The 22877-nt window shown below is 38.3% G+C and carries 21 protein-coding genes; 3 read left to right on the forward strand and 18 right to left on the reverse strand.

Annotated elements, in window-relative coordinates:
• Nucleotides 1-138: 138 nt before the first annotated feature.
• From HNP81_RS15840 to HNP81_RS15850, 3 genes are all read right to left on the reverse strand, one after another.
• Nucleotides 139-1464 (reverse strand): DEAD/DEAH box helicase, encoded by a 1326-nt coding sequence (locus tag HNP81_RS15840; protein WP_182503240.1) that lies wholly within the window; start codon nt 1462-1464, stop codon nt 139-141.
• Nucleotides 1465-2102: 638 nt separating this feature from the next.
• A complete protein-coding gene (locus tag HNP81_RS15845) occupies nt 2103-2672 on the reverse strand; it encodes a hypothetical protein (protein ID WP_182503241.1) in 570 nt (189 codons plus the stop codon).
• Between the two features lie 9 nt (nt 2673-2681).
• Entirely contained in the window at nt 2682-3866 is a 1185-nt protein-coding gene (locus tag HNP81_RS15850; protein WP_028393879.1) for a ParM/StbA family protein, read from the reverse strand.
• Between the two features lie 480 nt (nt 3867-4346).
• Here HNP81_RS15850 and HNP81_RS15855 point away from each other — a divergent pair, with 480 nt between their 5' ends.
• Both HNP81_RS15855 and HNP81_RS15860 read left to right on the forward strand, forming a co-directional pair.
• Nucleotides 4347-5885 (forward strand): FAD-dependent oxidoreductase, encoded by a 1539-nt coding sequence (locus HNP81_RS15855; RefSeq protein ID WP_182503242.1) that lies wholly within the window; start codon nt 4347-4349, stop codon nt 5883-5885.
• A gap of 211 nt (nt 5886-6096) precedes the next feature.
• Nucleotides 6097-6771: an SIMPL domain-containing protein gene (locus HNP81_RS15860; protein WP_182503243.1), complete on the forward strand. Its 675-nt coding sequence runs from the start codon at nt 6097-6099 to the stop codon at nt 6769-6771.
• A gap of 3 nt (nt 6772-6774) precedes the next feature.
• Here the strand turns inward: HNP81_RS15860 and purU are convergent, their stop codons facing one another.
• Nucleotides 6775-7674, reverse strand: coding sequence for a formyltetrahydrofolate deformylase (gene purU, locus HNP81_RS15865; RefSeq protein WP_182503244.1), 900 nt, complete (start codon nt 7672-7674; stop codon nt 6775-6777).
• A 573-nt stretch (nt 7675-8247) separates the two neighbouring features.
• Here purU and HNP81_RS15870 point away from each other — a divergent pair.
• On the forward strand, nt 8248-9903 hold the full coding sequence (locus HNP81_RS15870) for a glutamine--tRNA ligase/YqeY domain fusion protein (RefSeq protein ID WP_182503245.1): 1656 nt from the start codon (nt 8248-8250) through the stop codon (nt 9901-9903).
• Nucleotides 9904-10054: 151 nt separating this feature from the next.
• Here the strand turns inward: HNP81_RS15870 and HNP81_RS15875 are convergent, their stop codons facing one another.
• From HNP81_RS15875 to HNP81_RS15940, 14 genes are all read right to left on the reverse strand, one after another.
• Nucleotides 10055-10816, reverse strand: coding sequence for a 5-oxoprolinase subunit PxpA (locus HNP81_RS15875; RefSeq protein WP_182503246.1), 762 nt, complete (start codon nt 10814-10816; stop codon nt 10055-10057).
• Nucleotides 10817-10826: 10 nt separating this feature from the next.
• Entirely contained in the window at nt 10827-11828 is a 1002-nt protein-coding gene (locus tag HNP81_RS15880) for a 5-oxoprolinase subunit C family protein (protein ID WP_182503247.1), read from the reverse strand.
• The gene (gene pxpB, locus HNP81_RS15885) at nt 11812-12531 is read right to left on the reverse strand and encodes a 5-oxoprolinase subunit PxpB (protein WP_028393873.1); all 720 of its coding nucleotides are present in this window, start codon (nt 12529-12531) and stop codon (nt 11812-11814) included. The genes HNP81_RS15880 and pxpB overlap by 17 nt, the downstream gene beginning before the upstream one ends.
• Before the next feature lie 135 nt (nt 12532-12666).
• A complete protein-coding gene (gene msrB / locus HNP81_RS15890; RefSeq protein ID WP_182503248.1) occupies nt 12667-13635 on the reverse strand; it encodes a peptide-methionine (R)-S-oxide reductase MsrB in 969 nt (322 codons plus the stop codon).
• Nucleotides 13636-13837: 202 nt separating this feature from the next.
• Nucleotides 13838-15016 (reverse strand): NupC/NupG family nucleoside CNT transporter, encoded by a 1179-nt coding sequence (locus HNP81_RS15895; protein WP_182503249.1) that lies wholly within the window; start codon nt 15014-15016, stop codon nt 13838-13840.
• A gap of 1153 nt (nt 15017-16169) precedes the next feature.
• Complete coding sequence (locus tag HNP81_RS15900; RefSeq protein WP_028393870.1) at nt 16170-16898, reverse strand: amino acid ABC transporter ATP-binding protein; 729 nt, start codon at nt 16896-16898, stop codon at nt 16170-16172.
• Complete coding sequence (locus HNP81_RS15905) at nt 16895-17539, reverse strand: amino acid ABC transporter permease (RefSeq protein ID WP_182503250.1); 645 nt, start codon at nt 17537-17539, stop codon at nt 16895-16897. The genes HNP81_RS15900 and HNP81_RS15905 overlap by 4 nt, the downstream gene beginning before the upstream one ends.
• A 66-nt stretch (nt 17540-17605) precedes the next feature.
• The gene (locus tag HNP81_RS15910) at nt 17606-18385 is read right to left on the reverse strand and encodes a transporter substrate-binding domain-containing protein (RefSeq protein WP_182503251.1); all 780 of its coding nucleotides are present in this window, start codon (nt 18383-18385) and stop codon (nt 17606-17608) included.
• A gap of 482 nt (nt 18386-18867) precedes the next feature.
• Nucleotides 18868-19422, reverse strand: coding sequence for a YkoP family protein (locus HNP81_RS15915; protein WP_028393867.1), 555 nt, complete (start codon nt 19420-19422; stop codon nt 18868-18870).
• Nucleotides 19423-19645: 223 nt separating this feature from the next.
• Nucleotides 19646-20644 carry a DUF4097 family beta strand repeat-containing protein gene (locus HNP81_RS15920; protein ID WP_182503252.1) on the reverse strand — a complete coding sequence of 333 codons (999 nt, stop codon included), beginning with the start codon at nt 20642-20644 and terminating at the stop codon, nt 19646-19648.
• Nucleotides 20641-21102, reverse strand: a complete 462-nt coding sequence (locus HNP81_RS15925; RefSeq protein WP_028393865.1) for a hypothetical protein — start codon at nt 21100-21102, stop codon at nt 20641-20643. The genes HNP81_RS15920 and HNP81_RS15925 overlap by 4 nt, the downstream gene beginning before the upstream one ends.
• Entirely contained in the window at nt 21099-21557 is a 459-nt protein-coding gene (locus HNP81_RS15930; RefSeq protein ID WP_182503253.1) for an anti-sigma factor family protein, read from the reverse strand. The genes HNP81_RS15925 and HNP81_RS15930 overlap by 4 nt, the downstream gene beginning before the upstream one ends.
• A complete protein-coding gene (locus HNP81_RS15935; RefSeq protein ID WP_182503254.1) occupies nt 21554-22099 on the reverse strand; it encodes an RNA polymerase sigma factor in 546 nt (181 codons plus the stop codon). The genes HNP81_RS15930 and HNP81_RS15935 overlap by 4 nt, the downstream gene beginning before the upstream one ends.
• A 306-nt stretch (nt 22100-22405) precedes the next feature.
• The gene (locus tag HNP81_RS15940; RefSeq protein ID WP_028393862.1) at nt 22406-22864 is read right to left on the reverse strand and encodes a threonine/serine exporter family protein; all 459 of its coding nucleotides are present in this window, start codon (nt 22862-22864) and stop codon (nt 22406-22408) included.
• Nucleotides 22865-22877: the final 13 nt, after the last annotated feature.

Genomic DNA, 22877 nt, shown 5'->3' on the forward strand with positions numbered 1-22877 from the left:
TCTAGACAAGCCAAAAAAGCTTGTCATAATAGCAAAGGGTCCGATCCCGTAGCTCTTACACACAATATTAAATGCACATGTTATGCACTATATACTGTATAAAGAGGTCAAGATCAGACCCTGATAACATTATCTTTACTACCTAGATCGTCGATTACTTCCTCTTGATGAAGAAGAACGAGTAGAAGCTGTTGAATCTCGATAACTTCCACCCGCACTCTGACGTTTTCTTCCGCTTTCTTTCTTCTGCCCCTTACTCTCTATTCCATGACGCTTGTTGTAATCCTGACGCGCATTATTCCCCTGAGGACGCTTTTTCTTACGCGGAGCTTCTGCTGTTTCATTCACTTTAATTCCATCAAATCTTCTTCGCTCCAATTTTAATTGAATCCCTTTTTCTATCTCCAACAGTTCTTCCTCGTCTTTTGCAGCAACAAAGGTAACTGCTAATCCATGTTCACCAGCGCGCCCCGTACGTCCAATCCGATGAATATAACTTTCTGTATCTTCTGGAATATCATAATTAAACACATGAGTAACCCCTTCAACATCCAGACCCCGTGCTGCTACATCTGTTGCTACTAATACTTGAATCGCCGCATCACGAAAGCTCTTCATTACCCGTTCTCTCTTCGCTTGAGATAAATCTCCATGTAGTTCATCCACGCTATATCCTGCATTTTTCAAAGCATCATACAATTTAGACACTCTACGTTTTGTTCTACAAAAAATGATCGCCAAGAATGGACGTTCTTCATCAATCATTTTAAACAACGTCGCTTGTTTGGCACGATCTGTTGTTTCAATTACAACTTGGCGAATCTCTTTTACAGTTACACCTTCACTTTTAACTGATATTGTGACAGGACTGTTCATAAAACGTTTCGCTAGCTGTTTTACCTGTTCAGGCATGGTTGCTGAGAACAATAAGGTTTGTCTTTCAATTGGAAGATGTTCAATAATTTCTTCTACCTCTGGCAAGAAACCAATATGAAGCATTTGATCCGCTTCATCCAACACAAGCTTGTCAACCTGCGAAAGATCAATCGTTCCACGTCTCATATGATCAAGGAGCCTCCCTGGAGTCGCAACAACAACAGAAATACCCCGTTCAAGCTTTTTCATTTGACGTTCCACATCTTGCCCCCCGTACACAGCCAAAACATTTAACCCGTCAATATGGTCCGCGAACTTCTGAAGTTCTGCAGTAATCTGCAGGGCAAGCTCTCTTGTTGGTGTTACAATAAGCGATTGAATATGTCGAACTTGAACATCCACCGTTTCAATAATAGGAAGCAAAAACGCCAATGTTTTTCCTGTTCCCGTTTGTGCCTTTGCTATAACATCCTTTTTTGCAATAATTTCAGGAATTGCACGTTCTTGAATCGATGTCGGTTCATAAATTCCATTCTGATTCAACATCTGTTCAACTGTTAAACGAATCCCAAGTTCCGTAAATTTCATTTTATTCCAGCCTACTCTCCGTACATTTTTTAGTTAAAATACTTATGCCAGTATACCATTTCTTAAAGTCGCTATAGTGTTATGAAAACATAACTATTATTTTAAGGAAATTAGCAGCGTTTCATCTTCCATCTATTTTAGCTTAGAAAATGACATATTTTTCGAGGTATGTTTCCTATGAGCACTTTAAATAGTGTTCCCCCTTCTTGATTTGATTAAAACGAACAAGATCTTTTCATTTTCCCGCATTAACGATAGTAAAACCCCACCTCAAGACTTAGAAGAATCGAAGAAAATTTGGTGGGGATAACTACCTGTAAAAGCCCGATTGGTGAGATACAGTGAAATTTACCGCCGTGATCTTCAGCGGTTTAGTTGAGGCCCACAGGATGCGAGTCACTAAAGACGAAGCCATGAGGACGCGTCGTACTTAGTCTGAGTTCGTTGAATAGGGTTCGTACTGTCGATTGATCGAAGCGAAAGCGAAGATCTTAGCGACAGTAGAACGGGACTAACAAATTCGATTGTTGCATTCTATAATCTCAAAACAAAAAGATCTGCCTCATCTACTATTCTCAGTTCAACTACTAGCGAATAACTGAATAGAAAGGATGAGGTCAGACCTTAGGGCATCTTCACTACTTATTCATTTGTGCAAGAAAATCACCTAATAAATCATCTAGATCCTCTTCTTGCTCACTTTCTTCAATAGATTCTGTTTCTTGATCCATTTGCCCCCAATCGAAGTCATCTAAATCAAGAACAGGATCTTTTAATTGATCCTGAATATCTTCTTCATCACTCTGCTCCAGTTCTGCTGAAGCAACTGATTCTTCTTGTAAATACAAGGCATCATCAATATCAAGTGCATTGCTATTCAAAGATGCAAGCAGAGCAGTTGCCCGGAGCGGGTCTGTTAATAGCTGGTAAACAATACTCCCGAGCAAGGCTTCAGAGTGTGCGTGCTTCAACCAATCCCGTTGTGATTTACTTAATTTATGAGGCAAGGGAATCGCAATCATTTCTTGATCTTGAAAGGTTGTACGTCCTACGCTTTCCATTACATATTCTGCAATAGTGCTGGAAAAATTACGTTTTTCCGTCTCCTTTAGTTTTCGCAATTGCCTTAACGTGTGATCTGGAGCATCAGAAGGAATTCGAAAGGTAATGGCTTGTCCCCTTTGAATACTTGGAGTAGTTTTTTTCATTCATTACACCTATTTAGCGGATCCGGTTTTTTGCTCTTCCTTTTTCGCTTCTATTTTTGAGTTTTTTCTAACAAAATCCGTTATTAATTTGTAATACGCATTCGACATCATCCAGATACTTTCTTTCTCATCTTCAAAGAAATCAATGTTGTAGCCATCTAAATGATTATTCAATGCCTTTAAATAATCCTTCAATACGATGGAACCACCGCCTATAAAATAGCAAATTTCTGTTTGCGAATTTTTTTGCCAAACATTACGTAAATGACGGTATTGTTTTTTTGCAAGTTCACCAAGAATTCGATCCGTAATATCATGAACACTTGTTCTAGACCCACGAACCATAATGTGATTACGATCGTTTTTCTTAGTAATGATTTCTACTACATCACGTCTACTATCAAGTTCAACACCGTGCTTTTTGCGAATTTCCTCACGAATGGCTTCCAACGCTTCTGCTACACCAAGATTAAAGCCTTGCGCTTTATCATCATCAACTTTACGATTTTTAATTACAGCGATATCTGTAGATAATCCACCAATATCCTGAATTAATATTTGTTTGTCAATTAAGTCACGATTAATAACGTTTGAATTGTTATCCATCACAAGGTTAATATACGCCGCAAACCCTTCTGGATACACCTTCACTTCATCAAACTTAATATTTACTTTCAATCCTTGATATTTAGGGGTTATTAAAAACTCTACTTGATGGACAGAGCCTAATAGTTTAGACCGGTACCCTACATCTCGTCCTTCTTTTACTTCACGAAGCGGTAATCCTGTTCCAAGAGTATAGTTCGCATCGATTACATTATTTGTTTTTTTGAAAGCAGCTGCTTGTTTTTCATTAACTGCATCAAGTGCTAAGGTAGCAAACAACATAACCAGTGTTTGATCTTCCTCCGATTTGCTACTCCCAGGATCTAATTCAAAAGGATTATCACTTTTTGTTGCCAAATTCCCAACTCGATAAATCGCATTATTTTCCAAAAGAGCAGGGGAGTGAACACGAATATGGATTCCTTCAATAGGGTCTTGTTGATCAAGATCCTCAATTCCAATTACAGGACGGTCCTCAACATCACGAGCGATAACATTCGGAATATATAGTTCCGAATCCATCTTTCCAAATATAGCTTTGATTGCATCATTTCCTACATCGACTGCAGCAATTCTTGACGTACTCATTTAATCAATCCCTTCTACTCACTTTGAGTATGTAATGTGGATATTACTTCTATTTAAGAATATGAAAGTTTAAGAGATTGGTCAATAATCCAATAGACGCAGATGTAACAATATTTTTGTACACATTTTCGTATACAACACATCTAAACATGTACACATCGCTTTAAATCAACATGTGTACATGTTTGTATACTTGTAAACGTTATTCGTGTACAATGTTTACATTTTTGTGTACAAGTAAACGAAATTGTAAACATTAATTCTTATTACCTGAATTTAGGTAATATATTACCCTATGGGATAAACAGTCATCCTCTATCACTTATCGCTGTTTTACTTTCTTCCTAATCATCTCATCCTTTTAAAAAGTAACGTGTATAACCGAATAAATCTGGGTATGGTAATAACTGGGCATCTTTAAATATGACTACTCGTTCTACTCTACACTTATTTATTTAGACTATTAGGAGGCACCATTCCATGCCAAACCAAAATAAACATTATCAAAATTTACCACAATACCCGGAACCTTATTGGCGGGACCATCTTTCCTTCCCAAATTTCCCAAAGCTAACTCAAGATATAGAAACTGATGTTGCTATAGTTGGCGGAGGAATTACCGGAATCACTAGTGCTTACCTCCTTGCAAAAAGAGGAATACGGACAGTACTTATCGAGGCCGGTTCTCTTTTGACTGGCACGACAGGACATACCACTGCGAAGATCACTGCACAACACGGCTTAATTTATGATCAACTCATTACTGATCATGGTGAAGAAAAAGCAAAATTATATTATCAAGCGAATATAGAAGCGATGGACTTTATTCAGAAAACAGCTGATACACATCGTATTGATTGTGATCTAACGAAAGAAGATGCCTACGTTTACGCTGAAACAGATGAATATGCTAAGCAAATTGAAAGTGAAATGAAAGCATATGAAAGACTTGGAATTCCTGGTGAATATACCGATACCATTCCTTTTTCCATTCCGTGTAAAGCGGCAATTGTTATGAAAAATCAATATCAGTTCCATCCATTGAAATATCTAACCGGTTTACTCCCTCATATAACAAGCGCCCATGGGGCAATTTTTGAACATACGACAGCAATGAAAGTCAAGGATGGGGAAAAACCAGTAATTATTACAGACAATGGGGCAACAATAACATGTAATTATGTGATAACAGCTTCCCATTTCCCATTCAATGACGAAATGGGACTCTATTTTGCAAGAATGCATGCAGAACGCTCTTATGTATTAGCTGTTAAAACGAAGAATGAGTTCCCTGGTGGAATGTATATTAGTGCAGACAATCCAACGAGAACATTTCGTTATACCGATTTAAATGGAGAAAAACTCGTTCTTATAGGGGGCGAAACGCATAAAACGGGACAAGGGATTTCCATGATCGAGCATTACGAAATGGTCCATGACTTTGCAGAAAAACATTTTGGAATTAACGATATTCCTTATCGCTGGTCAGCACAAGACTATGTAACTCCTGATAAATTACCATATATCGGCCCGATAACGGCCAATCATCCAAACGTACTGGTAGCAACAGGTTATGCTAAATGGGGAATGACAAAAGGAACAATTGCAGCAAAAATTATGACAGATGCGATCGTAAACGAAGAAAATCGCTACTCAGAGCTCTTTAGCCCTTCACGTTCGCATTTTAAAGGTGCAGCGAATATTGTAAAAGACAATCTTGATGTTGCAAAACACTTAATTCAAGGAAAGTTTGCGATGGTGTCTATAATGCCAGAGGATTTAAAGAATGACGAAGGAGCCATAGTAAAGGTTAATGGAGACAAAGCAGGATGTTACCGTGACATGGATGGAACTCTACATATAGTAGACTCCACCTGTACCCATATGGGCTGTGAAGTAGAATGGAACAGTGGCGAGCGAACATGGGACTGCCCTTGCCATGGTTCTCGATACTCGATAACCGGGGAGGTTCTGGAAGGACCAGCCGTTGAGCCATTAAAACAAATTACACTAGACTAGCCCTCAGTTTAAGAACATGAAGAGGGTGTCACAAGGGGCAGACCTCGCACTCTAAATCAGTTTGTAGTGTTCCGAACACTGTATTTAGCTGTTGCGTAGTCTGACTCTTTTCTTTTGGCCCCCTCTTTAATTCTTTAATAAAGGCATGTTCACCTGACGTTTATCGTATCTTAATAGATAGAAATCGCTCAGAAAGGATGTGTTCTTTTACATGAATTACGAGTCCTTCCCTCCATTTCAAGGTGAAGCCAATTATCATTCACGTGAGTGTCCTAACAAATTAACCGTTAACGGTGAAGCAACCATTCAAGCTTCTCCAAATCAGGCGATTATTACATTAGGTGTAATCACAGAAAATAAGGACCCTATCTTGGCGCAACAGCAAAATGCTACAGCAATGGCCAAAATTCTTACAGGATTAGGTAAACTCGGCATTCCAGATGACCAAATTAAAACGAAGGAATATCGTATGGATCCCCAATATGAATATCTGGATGGTAAAGAGATTTTCAAAAATTACAAAGTACATCATATGATTGAAATTCTAACAAAAAATATTGATCGAGTTGGCAACATCGTTGACACATCCATCAAAAATGGAGCCAACTCTGTTTCAAATATTCGTTTTTCATTATCCAATCATGATATGTATTATCATCAAGCGCTTGAACTTGCCTTCCAAAATGCCAAACAAAAAGCATTAGCATTAGCGAAGGCTGCTAATATTACTTTGCAACAAATTCCCGAAACCATTGAAGAAATCCCAACTGGATTACTGCCAGTTCTATATCAAACTAGCTTCGTAGCAAAGGCTGCCTCTACACAAATTCAACCTGGTGAATTAGAAATTAAAGCGAGTGTAAAAGTCATTTATACGTTTCACTAACCTTTAAAATACAACCGTTTTATTATGATGAACGATAATTCGATCCTCGAGATGCCATCTAACAGCACGTGCCAATACCCTTCTCTCGATGGAACGGCCGATTTTCTTCAGATCATCCGTATGATCCCGATGATCAACTCGATCCGTATCTTGCTCAATAATCGGCCCTTCATCGAGGTCATTGGTCACATAATGGGAAGTTGCTCCAATTAATTTTACCCCACGGTCATAGGCCCGCTCATACGGTCTTGCTCCGATAAATGCTGGTAAAAAGGAATGATGAATATTAATAATCCGATTTGGGTGAGCCGAGACAAAATCAGGAGTCAGAATTTGCATATATCTTGCCAAGACAATCAAATCCACTTCATATTCTTCGAGAAGTTTTAGTTGCTTTGCCTCTACCTCTTTACGAATGTCTCTATTAGCAGGTAAATAATAAAACGGAATGTGAAGAGATTCAACGATTTCACGAGCATCTTCGTGATTACTAATAACAAGTGCAATATCTGCTAGTAAATCCCCACTTTGCCATTCCCAAAGCAATTCCAGCAAACAATGAGGCTCTTTTGAAACAAATATTGCAATTTTCTTAAGATCACTTACATTCGTATATTTCCACTTCATCGAAAACTTGGATGCTATCGGTTCAAAAGCTTCCGCCATCGCCTTCGCCCTCTTCTCTAACTCAGGACATTCAAATTCAATTCTTGTAAAAAATGTCCCCCCATTAGGGTCCATTGAATATTGACTTAATTCGACGATATTCGCATCAAATTCTTGTAAAAAGGTAGATACAGCTGCAACAATGCCTGGCTGATCAGGACATTTTATCATTAGTCGACCAGTATTTTTATGAGTTTCCTTAAATGCAGGAAGGTGATCCTGAGCAAATGGTGTCATAATTATTCCAACTTTCTTTACTAGATTTGCTCTATTATACTTCATTCCTGTATTTGAACAAAGTGAATAATCATAGAAAAAGCCACCATTTCCCATGAAGGATCAATCATGTAGCAAGCTACACTCGCCTAATCACAATGGTGGAGGTGAAGAACCAGATTACGGGGTCCTTTCTTAATAAGGTAAGTATATCTGCAAAGGCTATATTAGTAAGTCGCGAAGCCCCTTCCCCATATGATATGTTAGAGTTGACCATTCCCCATTTTTATTCATTTTCTAGTATTTTTTACAAATATATTTGATAAAATTAGTGAGTCAATAGAATGAACAAGTTCTTTATATACTTAAACTACTTTATCATCCACTAATCTTCTAAGATCTATTTTCATCTAGGGTAATCCATGCTTATTTGGAAAAGATATGAATAAGGAGTGGGTAGACGACCGATAATGGATGCATGCCTAATTTTACAATGGGCATAATCCATGGAAAAAAAACTGTATTTATGGTATATATGGAGATAAAATTAAATGTAAATTATACGAGTTTATATTTGAAAGAGGTCGAAACTAATTGGAACATAATTCTTCGAATTTTATAAGAAATATTATTAAAGAAGATTTAGAAACAGGAAAGCATGATCACATCATCACTCGCTTTCCACCTGAACCTAATGGATATTTACACATTGGACATGCTAAATCAATCATTTTAAACTTTAGTGTAGCCGATGAATTTGGCGGAAAGACCAATCTGCGTTTCGATGATACGAATCCACTGAAGGAAGATATAGAGTACGTGAATTCTATCAAAGAAGATGTAAAATGGCTTGGCTACGACTGGGATAACCTGTTCTTTGCATCCAATTACTTCGATGAAATGTACGACCGTGCTGTTTTATTAATCAAGAAAGGCTTAGCCTATATTGATGATTTAAATGCTGATGAAATTCGTGAATATCGAGGTACGTTAACGGAGCCTGGCAAAAACAGTCCATATCGTGACCGTTCTATTGAAGACAATCTAGAACTTTTTGAAAAAATGCGCAATGGTGAATTTGCAAACGGTGAAAAAGTTCTACGTGCAAAAATTGATATGACTTCTCCAAATATCAACCTTCGTGACCCTGTCATTTATCGAATTGCACATGCTACCCACCATAATACAGGTGATAAATGGTGTATTTATCCGATGTACGCTTTCGCTCACCCACTTGAGGATGCGATTGAAGATGTGACACATTCCCTTTGTACACTTGAATTTGAAGACCAACGTCCACTTTATAATTGGGTTGTTGAGCAATGTGAAATGAAAAGCGTCCCTCAACAATATGAGTTTGGTCGTTTAAATCTGACAAATACCGTTATGAGTAAACGTAAACTGAAGCAACTTGTCGATGAAGGCGTTGTGGACGGATGGGATGATCCTCGTATGCCAACCATCTCAGGGTTAAGAAGACGTGGGTACACACCTGAAGCCATTCGTGCTTTCTGTCAAGAAATCGGTGTATCAAAAGCATACGGTACTATTGATAGCCAAGTTCTTGATCATTTTGTTCGTGAAGATTTGAAGCTAAAAGCACCTCGGACAATGGGAATCTTAAAACCACTTAAAGTGGTGATTACCAATTACCCAGAAGGCCAAGTAGAGTGGCTTGAAGCAGAAATTAATCCGGAAAATCCTGAAATGGGCACGAGACAAATTCCATTCTCACGTGAAATTTATGTGGAGCAAGACGACTTCATGGAAAATCCACCGAAGAAATACTTCCGTCTTTTCCCGGGCAATGAAGTTCGCTTAAAACATGCTTATTTCATTAAATGTGAGGAAGTAATTAAGGACGAAGATGGCAATGTAATTGAGCTACGTTGCACATATGATCCGGAAACGAAAAGTGGGTCTGGATTTACTGGTCGTAAAGTGAAAGGAACATTGCACTGGGTAGATGCTACTCATGCAGTACCTGCAGAGTTCCGTAATTATCAACCTTTAATTCTTGATGAAGAGCCAAGTGAAGATGAAGAAGAAAAATCTTTCCTCGAGCTTATTAATCCTGATTCCCTTGAGATTCTACAAGGATTTGTAGAGCCCAATATGAAAGATATTCAACCGCAAGATAAGTTCCAATTCTTCCGTCACGGCTATTACAATGTAGATCCGAAGCATACATCAGACGGACAATTAGTTCTGAATCAAATCGTTGAATTAAAAAGCTCGTTTAAACTATAAGAGTAAGAGGCTGTCTGAAACAGATTTGTACTCACATCTTCTATACAGTTTATTTATGATATTATCGCCATATTATAAACTGTATAGAGTAAATGTGGGTGCTAATCTTTTCGAGACCGCCTCTTTTCTCTTTTATATGAGCATGCAATTTTTATCTTTTTATTCTACTGACTTCAATTCCAGCATGCACCAGCGATTCAGAAATATACTTAGCTATTTCAACCGCATGCTCGCTATCTCCGTGAATGCAAACCGTATCTGCGCGGATCGATAATTCTGTTCCTTGGATTGTTTTTACTTTATGTTCTCGAACCATCTTCAACACTTGAGCAGCAGCAAGCTTTGAATCTGTAATTGTTGCATTAGCTTCTTTTCTAGAAGTTAATGTGCCATCTTGTTGATACGTTCGATCAGAAAAAACTTCCGATGCTGTATGTAAGCCGATTTTCTCTCCTGACTTGATTAGTTCACTACCAGCTAATCCGAATAAAATCAGTTCTGGGTCTACTTGATATATGGCTTCTGCGATTGCATTGGCCATTTCTTTGTTTTTCGCTGCCATATTATAAAGAGCTCCATGCGGTTTTACATGTGCAAGGTTGCCCCCTTCTGCTTTGACAAAGGCAGATAATGCACCAATTTGATACAAAACAAGATCGTTTATCTCTTTAGGAGTCATGCTAATGTCCCTTCTTCCAAAACCGACTAAGTCTTGAAAGCCTGGGTGAGCACCAATTCCAACATTTTTCTCTAACGCAAGCTTCACCGTTTTCCTCATTGTAGAAGGATCGCCTGCGTGAAAACCACAAGCAATATTTGCAGAACTAACGTAATTTAGGATTTCCTCATCTCTTCCCATCCTATATGCACCAAAGCTTTCGCCCAGATCACAGTTTAAATCAACTTTAAGCATTCTATCCCTCCTATCTGTGTAAAAGCGAGATACCCAATCTTAATTGTTTAATCTGCTCTTCTCTTTCTAAATATTTCAATTGAGACTCTTCGACCGAAATTAGTCTAAATTGCAACTTATCTCCTGGTTTTGCTTGTGCAATGACTGGCAAATCGACCGACGAGATTTGGGCAATTTTCGGATAGCCACCTGTCGTTTGCCGATCAGCCATTAAGACAATTGGGTTTCCTTCAGCTGGTACTTGGATCGTTCCAAAGCTAACCGCCTCCGACACCATTTCTTTATCTGTAGATAAAGCGAGGTGGCACCCATTTAGTCGGTAGCCCATCCGATCAGATTGTGAGGACACCATAAACTCTTCTCGAAAAAAGGCCTGTTTGCTTTCTTCCGTAAACCAGTGATATTGACGACCTACAATCACCCTAATTGGCTTTTTATCGATATAGCATGCTGTGATCATCGGATCGACCTTCCACGTAGCCTCGATATAATCTCGTTCCCCTATCTCATTAGATAATTGCTGAAAAATCCGTTTACTGCATGAAGTCATTCGCTCCATATTAAGGACATCGCCTGCTTTTAACGGACGACCGAGAAATCCTCCTATTCCTGCTCTTATATAAGTAGAATCACTACCCATCACTGTTGTAACTTGATAACTACCAGCCACAGCTAGATATGCGCGGCAACCCGTTTTACATGGTCCAAATGAAAGCTTGCTACCCTTTCTAACTAAAATAGGGCGCCAGAGATCAACCGGAACACCATTAATTTTCGGAGATAAATTCCCTCCTGCAAGTGAAATAAGGGTGTTTTCAGTAAATTCAATAACTGGACCTATTAGTGTAATTTCAAGGGCTGATTTGTTTTCTTCATTCCCAACTAGAAGATTGGCTATTCTATGTGCCAACTGATCCATAGCTCCGCTTGCAATGACTCCATACTTCTGCAAACCATATCTTCCTAAATCCTGAACAGTTGTAAGTAGGCCAGGTTTAATGATTTTTATCATCCCTATCCTCCCAATCGATGTATTCCTGATACGTAATTTCTTTAAATGTAACTAAATCCCCCGCTTGTAATAAACTAGGCGGATTATTGAAAGGACGGAACAATTGAATCGGTGACCGGCCAATTATTTGCCAGCCTCCGGGAGTTTCGATAGAGTAAATACCTGTTTGATTCCCTGCTATCCCAACTGAACCTGCAGGAATTGTTAAGCGGGGCGTTTCCTTCCTTGGTGCAGCAATTTTTTCAGACATGCCGCCCATATATGGAAAACCAGGCGCGAAGCCAATCATATGTACGTTGTATGTAGTTGTTTTATGAATTCTAACAACTTCTTCAATGCTAAGTCCGTTATGGCTAGCTACAAAATCTAGATCAGGGCCTAATTCTCCTCCATAGCAGACTGGAATTTCTACCACTCTTGGATCTTGAGTTTCTTCCAATAATAATCCAGCCATACCCTCTCGCAGTTTCTCACACGCTTTATCATATGGATAATGACCATCCTTAACAAGTTCATGATGCCCCATATCATATAACACCGTCACAGTCGTAAATGCCGGAATATACTCAATCATCCACTCAAATCGATTTTGATCAAGAAAAGAAGCAACTGCACGGACTTTCTTCTGTATATCTAGAGAAATTGTAGTCCCCAGTTCAATCATAATTCCATTGTCTCCAAATGGGTGTAATTGATAGTCCATATTCCACCTCCAGCTTAAATTGTACTATTTTCTAATTATATAAATCCACTTTCCCTTTTTTATAAAAAAATAGCCGTTCGCTACAGAATGACTACTCACTTACTTTTATTGCATGCTTTATTCTGCCCGTACTCATTATTTCAAATGAAATAATAGAAGCAAATCCCCATATCCTTCTTCTTCCATATTTTCTTTTCGGATAAATCGTAAAGCAGCAGAATTAATACAATAGCGTAGTCCCTTTGGACCAGGACCATCTTCAAAAACATGGCCTAAATGTGAGTCGGCTTCTTTACTACGCACTTCTGTTCTTGTCATACGATGGCTTAGATCAACACTTTCCTTCACATATCCGGAAAGTATTGGCTTAGTAAAACTCGGCCAACCACAGCCACTGTCAAATTGATTACTCGAACTGAATAAAGGCTCTCCTGAAACAATATCTACGTAAATACCTTCCTGCTTATTATCCCAATATTGGTTTTCAAAAGGTGGCTCCGTGCCATTTTCTTGAGTCACAAAGTACTGCATAGCAGATAATCGTTCTTTCAGTTCCGATTTATCCTTTGGCCAATGTTCCTTTAGAAAAGAATCACGACCACTTCCTTGTCGATATAAAGCATATCGAAATGCATTTTTTTTGTAAAAATCCTGATGGTATTCTTCTGCTTTATAGAAAGTTCCAGCCTTCCGGATTGCAGTAATAATTGGTTTTTGAAACCGACCACATTCCGCTAATTGCACTTTAGATTTCTCAGCTTCACTCTTTTGATGCTCATTATGATAAAATATGACAGACTGATACGCTGTTCCTCGATCAGAAAACTGCCCGACCGCATCCGTTGGATCAATCTGCTGCCAATATAAGTCTAATAATTTTGTATAAGATACTTTTACAGGGTCATACGTAATCTGAACTGCTTCTACATGCCCAGAAGTACCTACCTTCACTTGTTTATACGTAGGATTTGGTTCATGTCCACCTGTATAACCGGAAACAACCTGATGAATTCCCTCCATTTCATCAAAAGGAGATACCATACACCAAAAACAGCCACCAGCAAACGTTGCTAATTGTACTTCCCTTCTCTCCAAATCATTCATCCGCTTCTTCACTCCTTTTACAATCTAAACCTTCATCATCGGGGATATTAACAGCTGTTAAACAAAGAAAAAGTACTATACAAGAACATCTCAAAAAAGGGTCCGGACCACGCAACTCTCCAGACAGTATAAGTGGATTTCATACTTTATACTATATGGAGGGTTCGAGATCAGACCCTTTAGACAACTTTATCTTTTTTGATTATAGGATAAAGCTTACGATTACTGATGTTAATACACTAACTAATGTTGCGCCGTATAATAACTTCAAGCCAAAGCGGGCAACAGCGTTTCCTTGTTTTTCATGAAGGCCTTTAACGGCACCAGAAATGATGCCAATTGAAGAAAAGTTTGCAAATGAAACAACGAATACAGAAATGATTCCGATTGTTCTTTCACTTAAGCTAGATGCTACATCACTTAAAGAAAGCATAGCTACGAATTCGTTCGTAACCAATTTTGTAGCCATGATGCCGCCTGCCGTTACTGATTCTGAGACAGGAACACCCATTAGAATGGCAAATGGCGCAAAGACGTATCCAACAATACCTTGGAATGAAATGCCAAATATTAAATCAAACAAGCTATTCAGACCTGCCATTAAGGCAACAAAGCCAATTAACATGGCAGCAACAATAATTGCGACCTTGAAGCCATCAATAATGTATTCTCCTAGCATTTCAAAAAAGCTTTGCTTTTCCGCTTGAACGTCGAGAATGTCTTCTTCTTCTGTTACTGTGTACGGATTAATAATGGAAGCAATAATGAATCCACCAAATAAGTTAATGACAATCGCCGTTACGACATATTTCGGGTCGATCATCGTCATATAAGCCCCAACAATTCCCATAGAGACCGTAGACATCGCTGAGGCACATAATGTGTAAAGACGATGAGGCGGCAACTGCCCAAGCTGCTTTTTCACGGTAATGAATACTTCAGATTGTCCAACAAGTGCAGACGCTACAGCATTGTAAGACTCTAGTTTCCCCATGCCATTCACTTTGCTAAGTGCCCAACCAATCCATTTCATTATAAAAGGCAGGACTTTAATATGCTGTAAAATTCCAATCAATGCAGAAATAAATATAATTGGAAGTAGAACATTTAGGAAGAAAGGAAATGAACCTTCATTTGCAATTCCACCAAAAACAAACACAACCCCTTCATTCGCAAATTCTAACAACTTCGTAAATCCAGTTGCGACTGCTTGAATGACATTGAGACCAATTTTAGTGTTCAATAATACATAGGCTAGGATTAACTGGATAATAATCATCATCATAATTGGTTTGACTTTTACTTGTTTACGATTGTTACTTGCAACCCAGGCAAGACCAAGAACAACAATTAAGCCTACGATCGAAATTAAATAATTCATTTGTCGCCTCCACTAGCAGTTTTTTAAGGTTGAACGTCTGACTACGAATCTTACCTATAAGTTTTTTCTACAACTTATATCATGCCCAAATACACAGCACATTTCCCCTAAACGAAAACGTATTCAAAAGGGATGTCAATCCAATTTATCCCTGTACATTGTTCAATTGATAAGATCATTAAGCAAAATTGATTATAGCAAAAACATATTAAGCTAACAAGATATACAAGGTAAAGACTCCTTCTAAAGACATAAATTAGCGCTATTTTATTTAGTTCTATTATAGTAATTCCCTTCTTCCTCATACTTATTAGTAAAATAATAATATGATTACGAACTGTTTTATATTATATTAATATAATGAAAATTCTAAAAATGAAAGGAGATGCCACAAAAAAATATGATATTTCACTCTATAAACCGTTTATCCAAATGGCTGTTTTCGTATCCTTTGTTGCTTTAAATAATATGTACACTACTTTCCTGGGTTGATTTCCATTACAGGAACCCGCTTTTCCCACTGGAGTCTCACGCCTTCCACACCAATCCACATAGTACCAAATTCAACAACAAGGTTTAACATAGCCATTCTTTTAAATTGGCTCCCTATTTTGCAAATATTAATAGCCCTTATAAATACCCCTTAGCGTTATGGCACTTCTGTCCAGTAATAAGCGAAAAGCATTAGAGGTTTAATTATGTACTTCCCTTATTTAGTTAAAAATAACCTTGAAATAGATACAGTTCGTCCACGCAAACTTGATTAGCCTAAAGGCAAGCATTCTAAGCAGACAGTGGTTCCGCCTATCGGATGAATTGTGAGTTGGTTTGCATTGATTTCCACTAGATAAATTAAGTTATTCGCTCCGTATAGTATGTTAAATAACAAGGCTGTTTTCACATACTTTGTTGCTTTTCAATCATTTTTACACTAATAACCCGGGTTGATTTCCGTTGCAGGTACTCGCTTTCCGCGGGCGGTCTCAGAAGCCTCCTCAGTGCTTTGCACTTGCGGGGTCTCCCTCAACACGCTTTTCCCGCAGGAGTCCCAAAGCAAACAGACCCCGCAACAACTAAATACAGTATAAGATAAGTGTAGGAAACACTACATACTGATTTAGAGTGCGAGGTCAGACATTTCCTCTTTATGTACTTATAAAACTTTACTTAAAAATGATTGCGTCCTTATATGCTGCGGATTACTAAATATCTCTTCTGGAACGTTTTCTTCCACCACATAGCCACCGTCCATGAACATTACTCTATCGCCTACTTCACGGGCAAATCCCATCTCATGTGTGACAACGACCATCGTCATTCCTTCTTTGGCAAGTTGTTTCATGACATCAAGTACATCGCCTACCATCTCAGGATCCAAGGCTGATGTTGGTTCATCAAATAACATAATTTTGGGATCCATCGCAAGCGCCCTTGCTATCGCTACCCGCTGCTTTTGTCCCCCAGAAAGTTGGGCTGGATAGCTATCTGCCTTTTCTCTCAAGCCTACTTTATCCAGTAGCTCGTACGCCCTTTGTTTCGCTGCCTCTTTATTAGTTAACCGAACCTTCATGGGCGCCAGTACGATATTTTCTAGCACCGTTTTATGCGGAAATAAGTTAAACTGTTGAAACACCATGCCTACTTCCTCACGTACTTTATTGATATTCACAGTTTTACTTGAAATGATATGACCATTCACAATGACTTCGCCATCAGTGATTTCTTCAAGTCGATTCAAGCACCGTAAAAATGTACTTTTCCCTGAACCAGATGGGCCGATTACACAGACAACCTCGGTTTCTTGAATTTCGGTACTGATGTCCTTCAATACTTCAAGATTTCCAAATGATTTCTTTAAATTTTTTACTTGAATAATGCTCATCGTAATTCAAATCTCCTTTCCAGGAAATTAGCCAACAGCGTTAATGCGTATATAATAATAAAATAGATAATTCCCACAGTTAGCCAAATTTTAAAGGACTCATAAGTTGCCGCCTGTTGAATTTGACCACGCTGTGTTAAATCGGCAATGCCAATGATCGATAAAAGCGAGGTATCTTTTAAACTAATGATCGATTGATTCGTAAATGTAGGTAACATTCGGCGAAATGCTTGCGGGAGAACGACATATCTCATCGTTTGCGAACCTGTTAGCCCAAGAGACCTTGCTGCTTCCGTTTGACCACTATCAATCGATTGAATGCCCGCTCTGATGATTTCAGCAAAATAAGCTCCGGCATTTATGGCAACCGTTACGATCCCAGCAGTTGTTTTATCCATTGAAATCCATGGGATCGTATTTAGTCCAAAATAAATAAAGAATAATTGTACAATAAATGGCGTTCCACGTATGGCATTAATATAAGTTTTAGCAATCCAGTTCAATAGCTTTATTGGTGCTAAGCGTAGCAATGCCACGATCAGCCCAATAATAAATCCTAGAATAAGGGCAATTACAAAAATATATAGTGTAACCACCAACCCGTCCATTAAATAGGGCAAAGCATTCCTAATTACATCCATAACGGACTCTCCTTCCCAAAAAAGGGCACGAGCAATTTCGCGCCCCAACTACTATATTTACCTCCATTATTCATTCAGATATTTATTAATAATCTCATCGTATTTGCCACTAGCTTTTAGATTAGCTAATCCTTTATTCATTTTCTTTAATAACTCGTCGTTTTTTCCTTTCAAAACAGCAATGCCGTATTCATCCCCATTTAAACGATCCCCGACGATTTCTAGGTCGAGAGTACTTTGGGCAATTGCATAGGCGATAACGGGGTAGTCTTCAATTAATACATCTGAATTTCCGTTTGCCACATCTTGGAACATTGCTGGGCTGTCATTAAATTGAACCAATTCAAATCCTATTTCTTCTGCTTTTTCTGTTGCGAATTTGGCTCCTGTCGTTCCCTTTTTTGCAGCTACTTTTTTACCAGCAAGATCTTCAATGGAAGTAATACCCGTTTCACCTTGCTTCACTACCAATGTCAAACCGGCTTGAAAATATGGATCTGTGAAATCAACAATTTTCTTTCGGTCATCTGTTATACTCATTCCGGCAATGGCCACATCAAGCTGACCTGCTTGCATCGCAGGAATAATCCCACCGAAATCCATCGGTTTGAAATCAATTTTGAAATTTTGATCTTCAGCAATAGCCTTAATGAGATCAATATCGATCCCTGTATATTCTCCGTTTTTATCTTCATATTCGAAGGGTGGATATGTAGTATCAATTCCTACTCTATATACTTTATCTTGAGTCTCTCCTTCTCCAGCATTACTAGCATCTTTCGTGCCACACGCAGCCAATACTAGAACCATTACAAGTAACAAGCTAACGAGCATATTTTTTTTCATCAGACCATCCTCCTAAATCCTAATTTTTTCTAATACTTATGTAGCTCTTCGTACAGTATCCTATGTCCTAATACCCCTTCCCTAATCATATAAAACTATGATTATTTTTATTCACAATTGTTTGAATAATCTAATAATTATTTCCAATTATAATCCAAACTTTATATAAAGTACATGTTTAAACATATTCGCAAGGAGGGGCATATGAACATGCATAAGATTTACATGGCAACAAGGAAATAAAGTGAAACTTCAATCAGTAGGGTTTTACTGCCTGTTAATGCGGGAGAAATCATGATCGGAGATTAAAGCTGAGGTTATTTCAAGATCTGAAGAAGGATAAGATTCAGAAGATTAATAGTCTAGCTCGTTCAATTAGTCTTCCATTTATCACCCGTCCATTCGCCAATTCCTCAAGAAAAGGCTCGAAGGGGTCAGATTTCCCTCTATAAATATAGAGGGAAATCTGACCCCTTCGAGACCTACTGTACTTTATACCTACTAATTAAACAGTCTTTAGACATAAATAAATAACTTGGTCCTGTGTGTTTTTTTATAGATACATCAGTGCCTGATAAAATACTAATTGGTAAAAAACTGGCCCATTTAAACCATTTATAAAATGGGTTAGCAATAGGAACAACTTCAAAACCAAGACGATTTACACCTTTGTCCAACGAAGTAATGCCAATAATGCCTTTGATTTGATCTGCTTGATGGTGCTTTTGAATATAAGTCACCAAGTCAGGTAATGATTTTCTGACAGCATGAAAAATGAACCGGCCCCTGCTAAAATCACTTTTCGTTTGTCCTAGTTCTTTTAATAGAACGGCATTATGTAGATGAATTTTGACCAATGTATCGTTTTTGTTGATCAGTGTTCCATCGGATAGTACAACATTCCTACCTTTGTAACGCGTGAGCTTAACGCGTAAAAAATTTTTCTCTGCCTTTCCATTATAGATGTAAGTCAAATTTGAAAGATGGTAATATATTGGATCGATCATATTCCATGCCACGATTATATAACTTTTCATTTCCTCTCATAAACCTCGCTTCTTTCACGAATGACTACTCTGTCTCTAAGTTATCCTTCCAAAAAAGAGCGATTTCATTCAAGCTTTATGTGAAACTTTCACCATCCGTGCGGTAGAACCGCTTGTAAATCTGGGGTAAAGTGGAACTTCAATCAGTGGGGGTTACCGCCTATTAATATGGGATAAAAAAAGAAGAGGTTTCTCACCCCTTCATAGTCAATCTTTAGTTTTTCGTAACAATAATATTACCGCTTTCTGTTGCTAACATGACCGAATAGAGGCCACTGCCAAGCTTCGCAGTTGCTTGTTGTTTTTCTTCCGATTCGTTTACTAGAGCGGCAACTTTCCAGCCTAGATTCCCTTTGATTTCTCCGTACTTTGTGGAGGCATCCAGTGTAATTGGCTGCTCTTGTGAAATATTCCAAACAATATCTCCACCAAATGATTCGATAATCGAGCTTCCTGTAAGAACACTATCTGTCAGCATTATGTCTCCACCATGAGCCTGTGCGTATAATACACCGGTATAAGCATTGGTCGTAATGTCACCGTTAAATGTTTTCAGCGTTGCAGATGCATGGATATTATCAATCCTGATAGATCCCTTTCCAATACTTACTCTCACCGCAGCCTGTTTTGGTACAGATATATGAAGCTTCCCTGTTATTCTTGTCAAATCATTTAGTTCAAGCTCAGAATCTAACCAATCAAGATACACTTTATTTCCAATTTGTTTCATCGAAAATTGCTCGTCTACTTTACTCTTTAGCTGTTTATCAGTTTTTACGTTTGCGTTCACCTTTCCTTCTATCGTAACTTTCTGTTCATCTGTTCCAGTTATAATTACATCTTCATTTGGTAGAGATATGACCACTTCCTGGATCGTCGATGATGACGTAAGCTCTTCCTGTATACTGTAGGAATTAGTTTGGAAACTGAAACCTAGCTCAGCCATGGCTTTATTTCCAAAACTAAAGACTAAAGATGTCCCGCCTATTAGCATTAATAAAAGAATACTAAGCCAATGTATACCGAGTTTTTGATCTTTTCTAAAAAAGTGCAGAACGAGAATTTCAACGCCAAGAAAAATACATATAACTGGCCATGAGTAGATTAGGATTTTTGCAAAAGGAATGGATAAGAAGGATTGCAGAAGCCATAGCAACCCAATGACGATTAAAAGAATGCCAGCTGTAATCGAACCGATCCTCCAATTCCTCATTGCGCTTCCTCTTTCCTACCGCGAAGAAGTTTAAACCCAAATCCAACTAAAATAGATGCTAAGACGACTTGTTGCAAGAAATTATAAGGAATATATTGCATAATTTCATTTGGTAGCCAGTTCATAAACATTTGCATGAAACTAATTAGCCCGACTACTATGAGAATCCAACCAACTATGTTCTTCTTTCCTTGGAGAACATCCCATTGAAGTAGCATTTCATCGTTTCTTTCTCCAGTCTCAATAATCATCCGATAATGATTTAATGCATCATAATATGCATAAAAAACAAGCACTGGTAGGAATATGGCCAGACCGCCGAATAATTGAGCAGTAATAAACACTCCACCGAAAAATAACAACATTAATTGCAGGCCTCTATTCATCAAACCTAGATAAAATTGCCCAAGTCCCGGTAAGAATGACAGGATATATATCCATTTCTTTGGCTGTTTCATTTGTTTTCTCCTCCAGTTTTCGATTGTATTTTCAAGTTAATTTTATTAAGAGAACTCATTCCTTTTTCTAAAGAATAATTAGCTTGCTCTACTGTTACTGACGAAATCCCTATCACATGATCTGATGTTTCAATGATATAATCAACAACCTTCGCTTGAGAAAATAGGATTGTCGCTGCTGCTGCAAGGATAAAATGTAAATAGGTACTGCGTTTGTTTTTTTGTGTCGATGCTAGTTTTTCTGTTTTCTCAATCTTGCCCATAACTTCAGCTGATATATCAATGGATAGTTGCCTAGATGGCTCATGCCATTCATTAGTCAATTCTTCAAGTAAGGCAAACTCTTCCTGACACTGACTACAACCGATTAAATGATTTTCTAGATTCGCTATTTCGTAGCCGGAGAGTTCGTTCTGTATATACGCGATAAGTTGTTCTGCTGTAATGTGACTCATCTCAGTTCCTCTCCCTTCCCTTGTCTCTTCATGATAAGCTTGGCTCGGTATAATCTAGATTCTACGGTTTTGACCGCAACATTTAGTGTAGAGGCAATTTGCCGATAAGATTGCTGCTGAAAATAATAAAGATGGACAACTTCCTTATACGGATCTGGGAGTTTTTCCATATAGGCACGTGCAAGCTCTTTGGTTTCCTTATCAAGAAGCAGATTTTCCGGTGTAGACTCAAAAGGAATCTCCAAAAGACCTCCCTCTCCTTCATAGGTTACTTGTCGGATCATCTTGCGCCGATAATCAAGTGCCTTACTCATCGCAATCTTGTAGATCCATGTAGAAAGACTAGAATCCCCTTTGAATTGAGAAAGAGAACGATACAGCTGAAGAAATACTTCCTGAGTGATATCTTCAGCATCTTTGGTATTCTTACTTACTTTATATGCAGCCGCAAACACCCTAGCCTGATAACGAGATATCAACTCACGAAATTGATCCTTTTCTCCAGCCACGATTCGCTTCACCAGCTGTTCATCCTTCTCCACCTGCATCACCTCTTTTCTCTCTACTTATTTAGACGTACAATAATGTAAATCCCCTGCAAGATTTTAAAAAAATTTTAAAGAACAAAAAAGGACCGAAAAATTCAGTCCTTTTTTAATAGGCTATCTTAAAACTCATTATTGATTTTTGGCACTATATTTTGATTGGAACGAAAGGCGTAAGACTCCTGCGGGAAAAGCTAGTCCACAGGCGCACAGCGACGAGGAGGCTCCCGGCCCGCCCGCGGAAAGCGAACGCCTTACTTTCCAACAGGCAAGTTTAACAGAACCTTTTAACTATTTATTGATTTAATCCTTTTCAAGTGCAGTTGTTTCCTTCCTTCTTCTTATAACTTTTTGGTATAACTGATGGATTACTTCAGAAAAGAGTAAGCCCATCGCAATGGCTCCTGAAAGCATGACCACTTTGGCTGCAAGTTGAATGGCTGTATTATAATCATTTTCAACGAAATGGCGCATAGCGTTATACGATATCCCTCCTGGTACAAGCGGAATAATCCCTGCAACACTAAATATAATAACCGGCATTTTGTACAATTTGGCCAAGAACTGACTGATAATAGCCACAACTAATGATGCCACGAGTGTAGCCACAATACTACTAACATCCCGGACATAGAGAATATAATAGACAGACCATCCTGCCATTCCGATGAAGCCGCATTTCACTAATGTTTCCTTTGGTGCGTTAAAAATAATTCCAAATGCTGCTGACGCAATAAAACTGGTAATAAACTGTATAATCATTTATTTACGTCTC

It is taken from the genome of Peribacillus huizhouensis (assembly GCF_014138605.1).
GTDB lineage: Bacteria > Bacillota > Bacilli > Bacillales > DSM-1321 > Peribacillus > Peribacillus huizhouensis.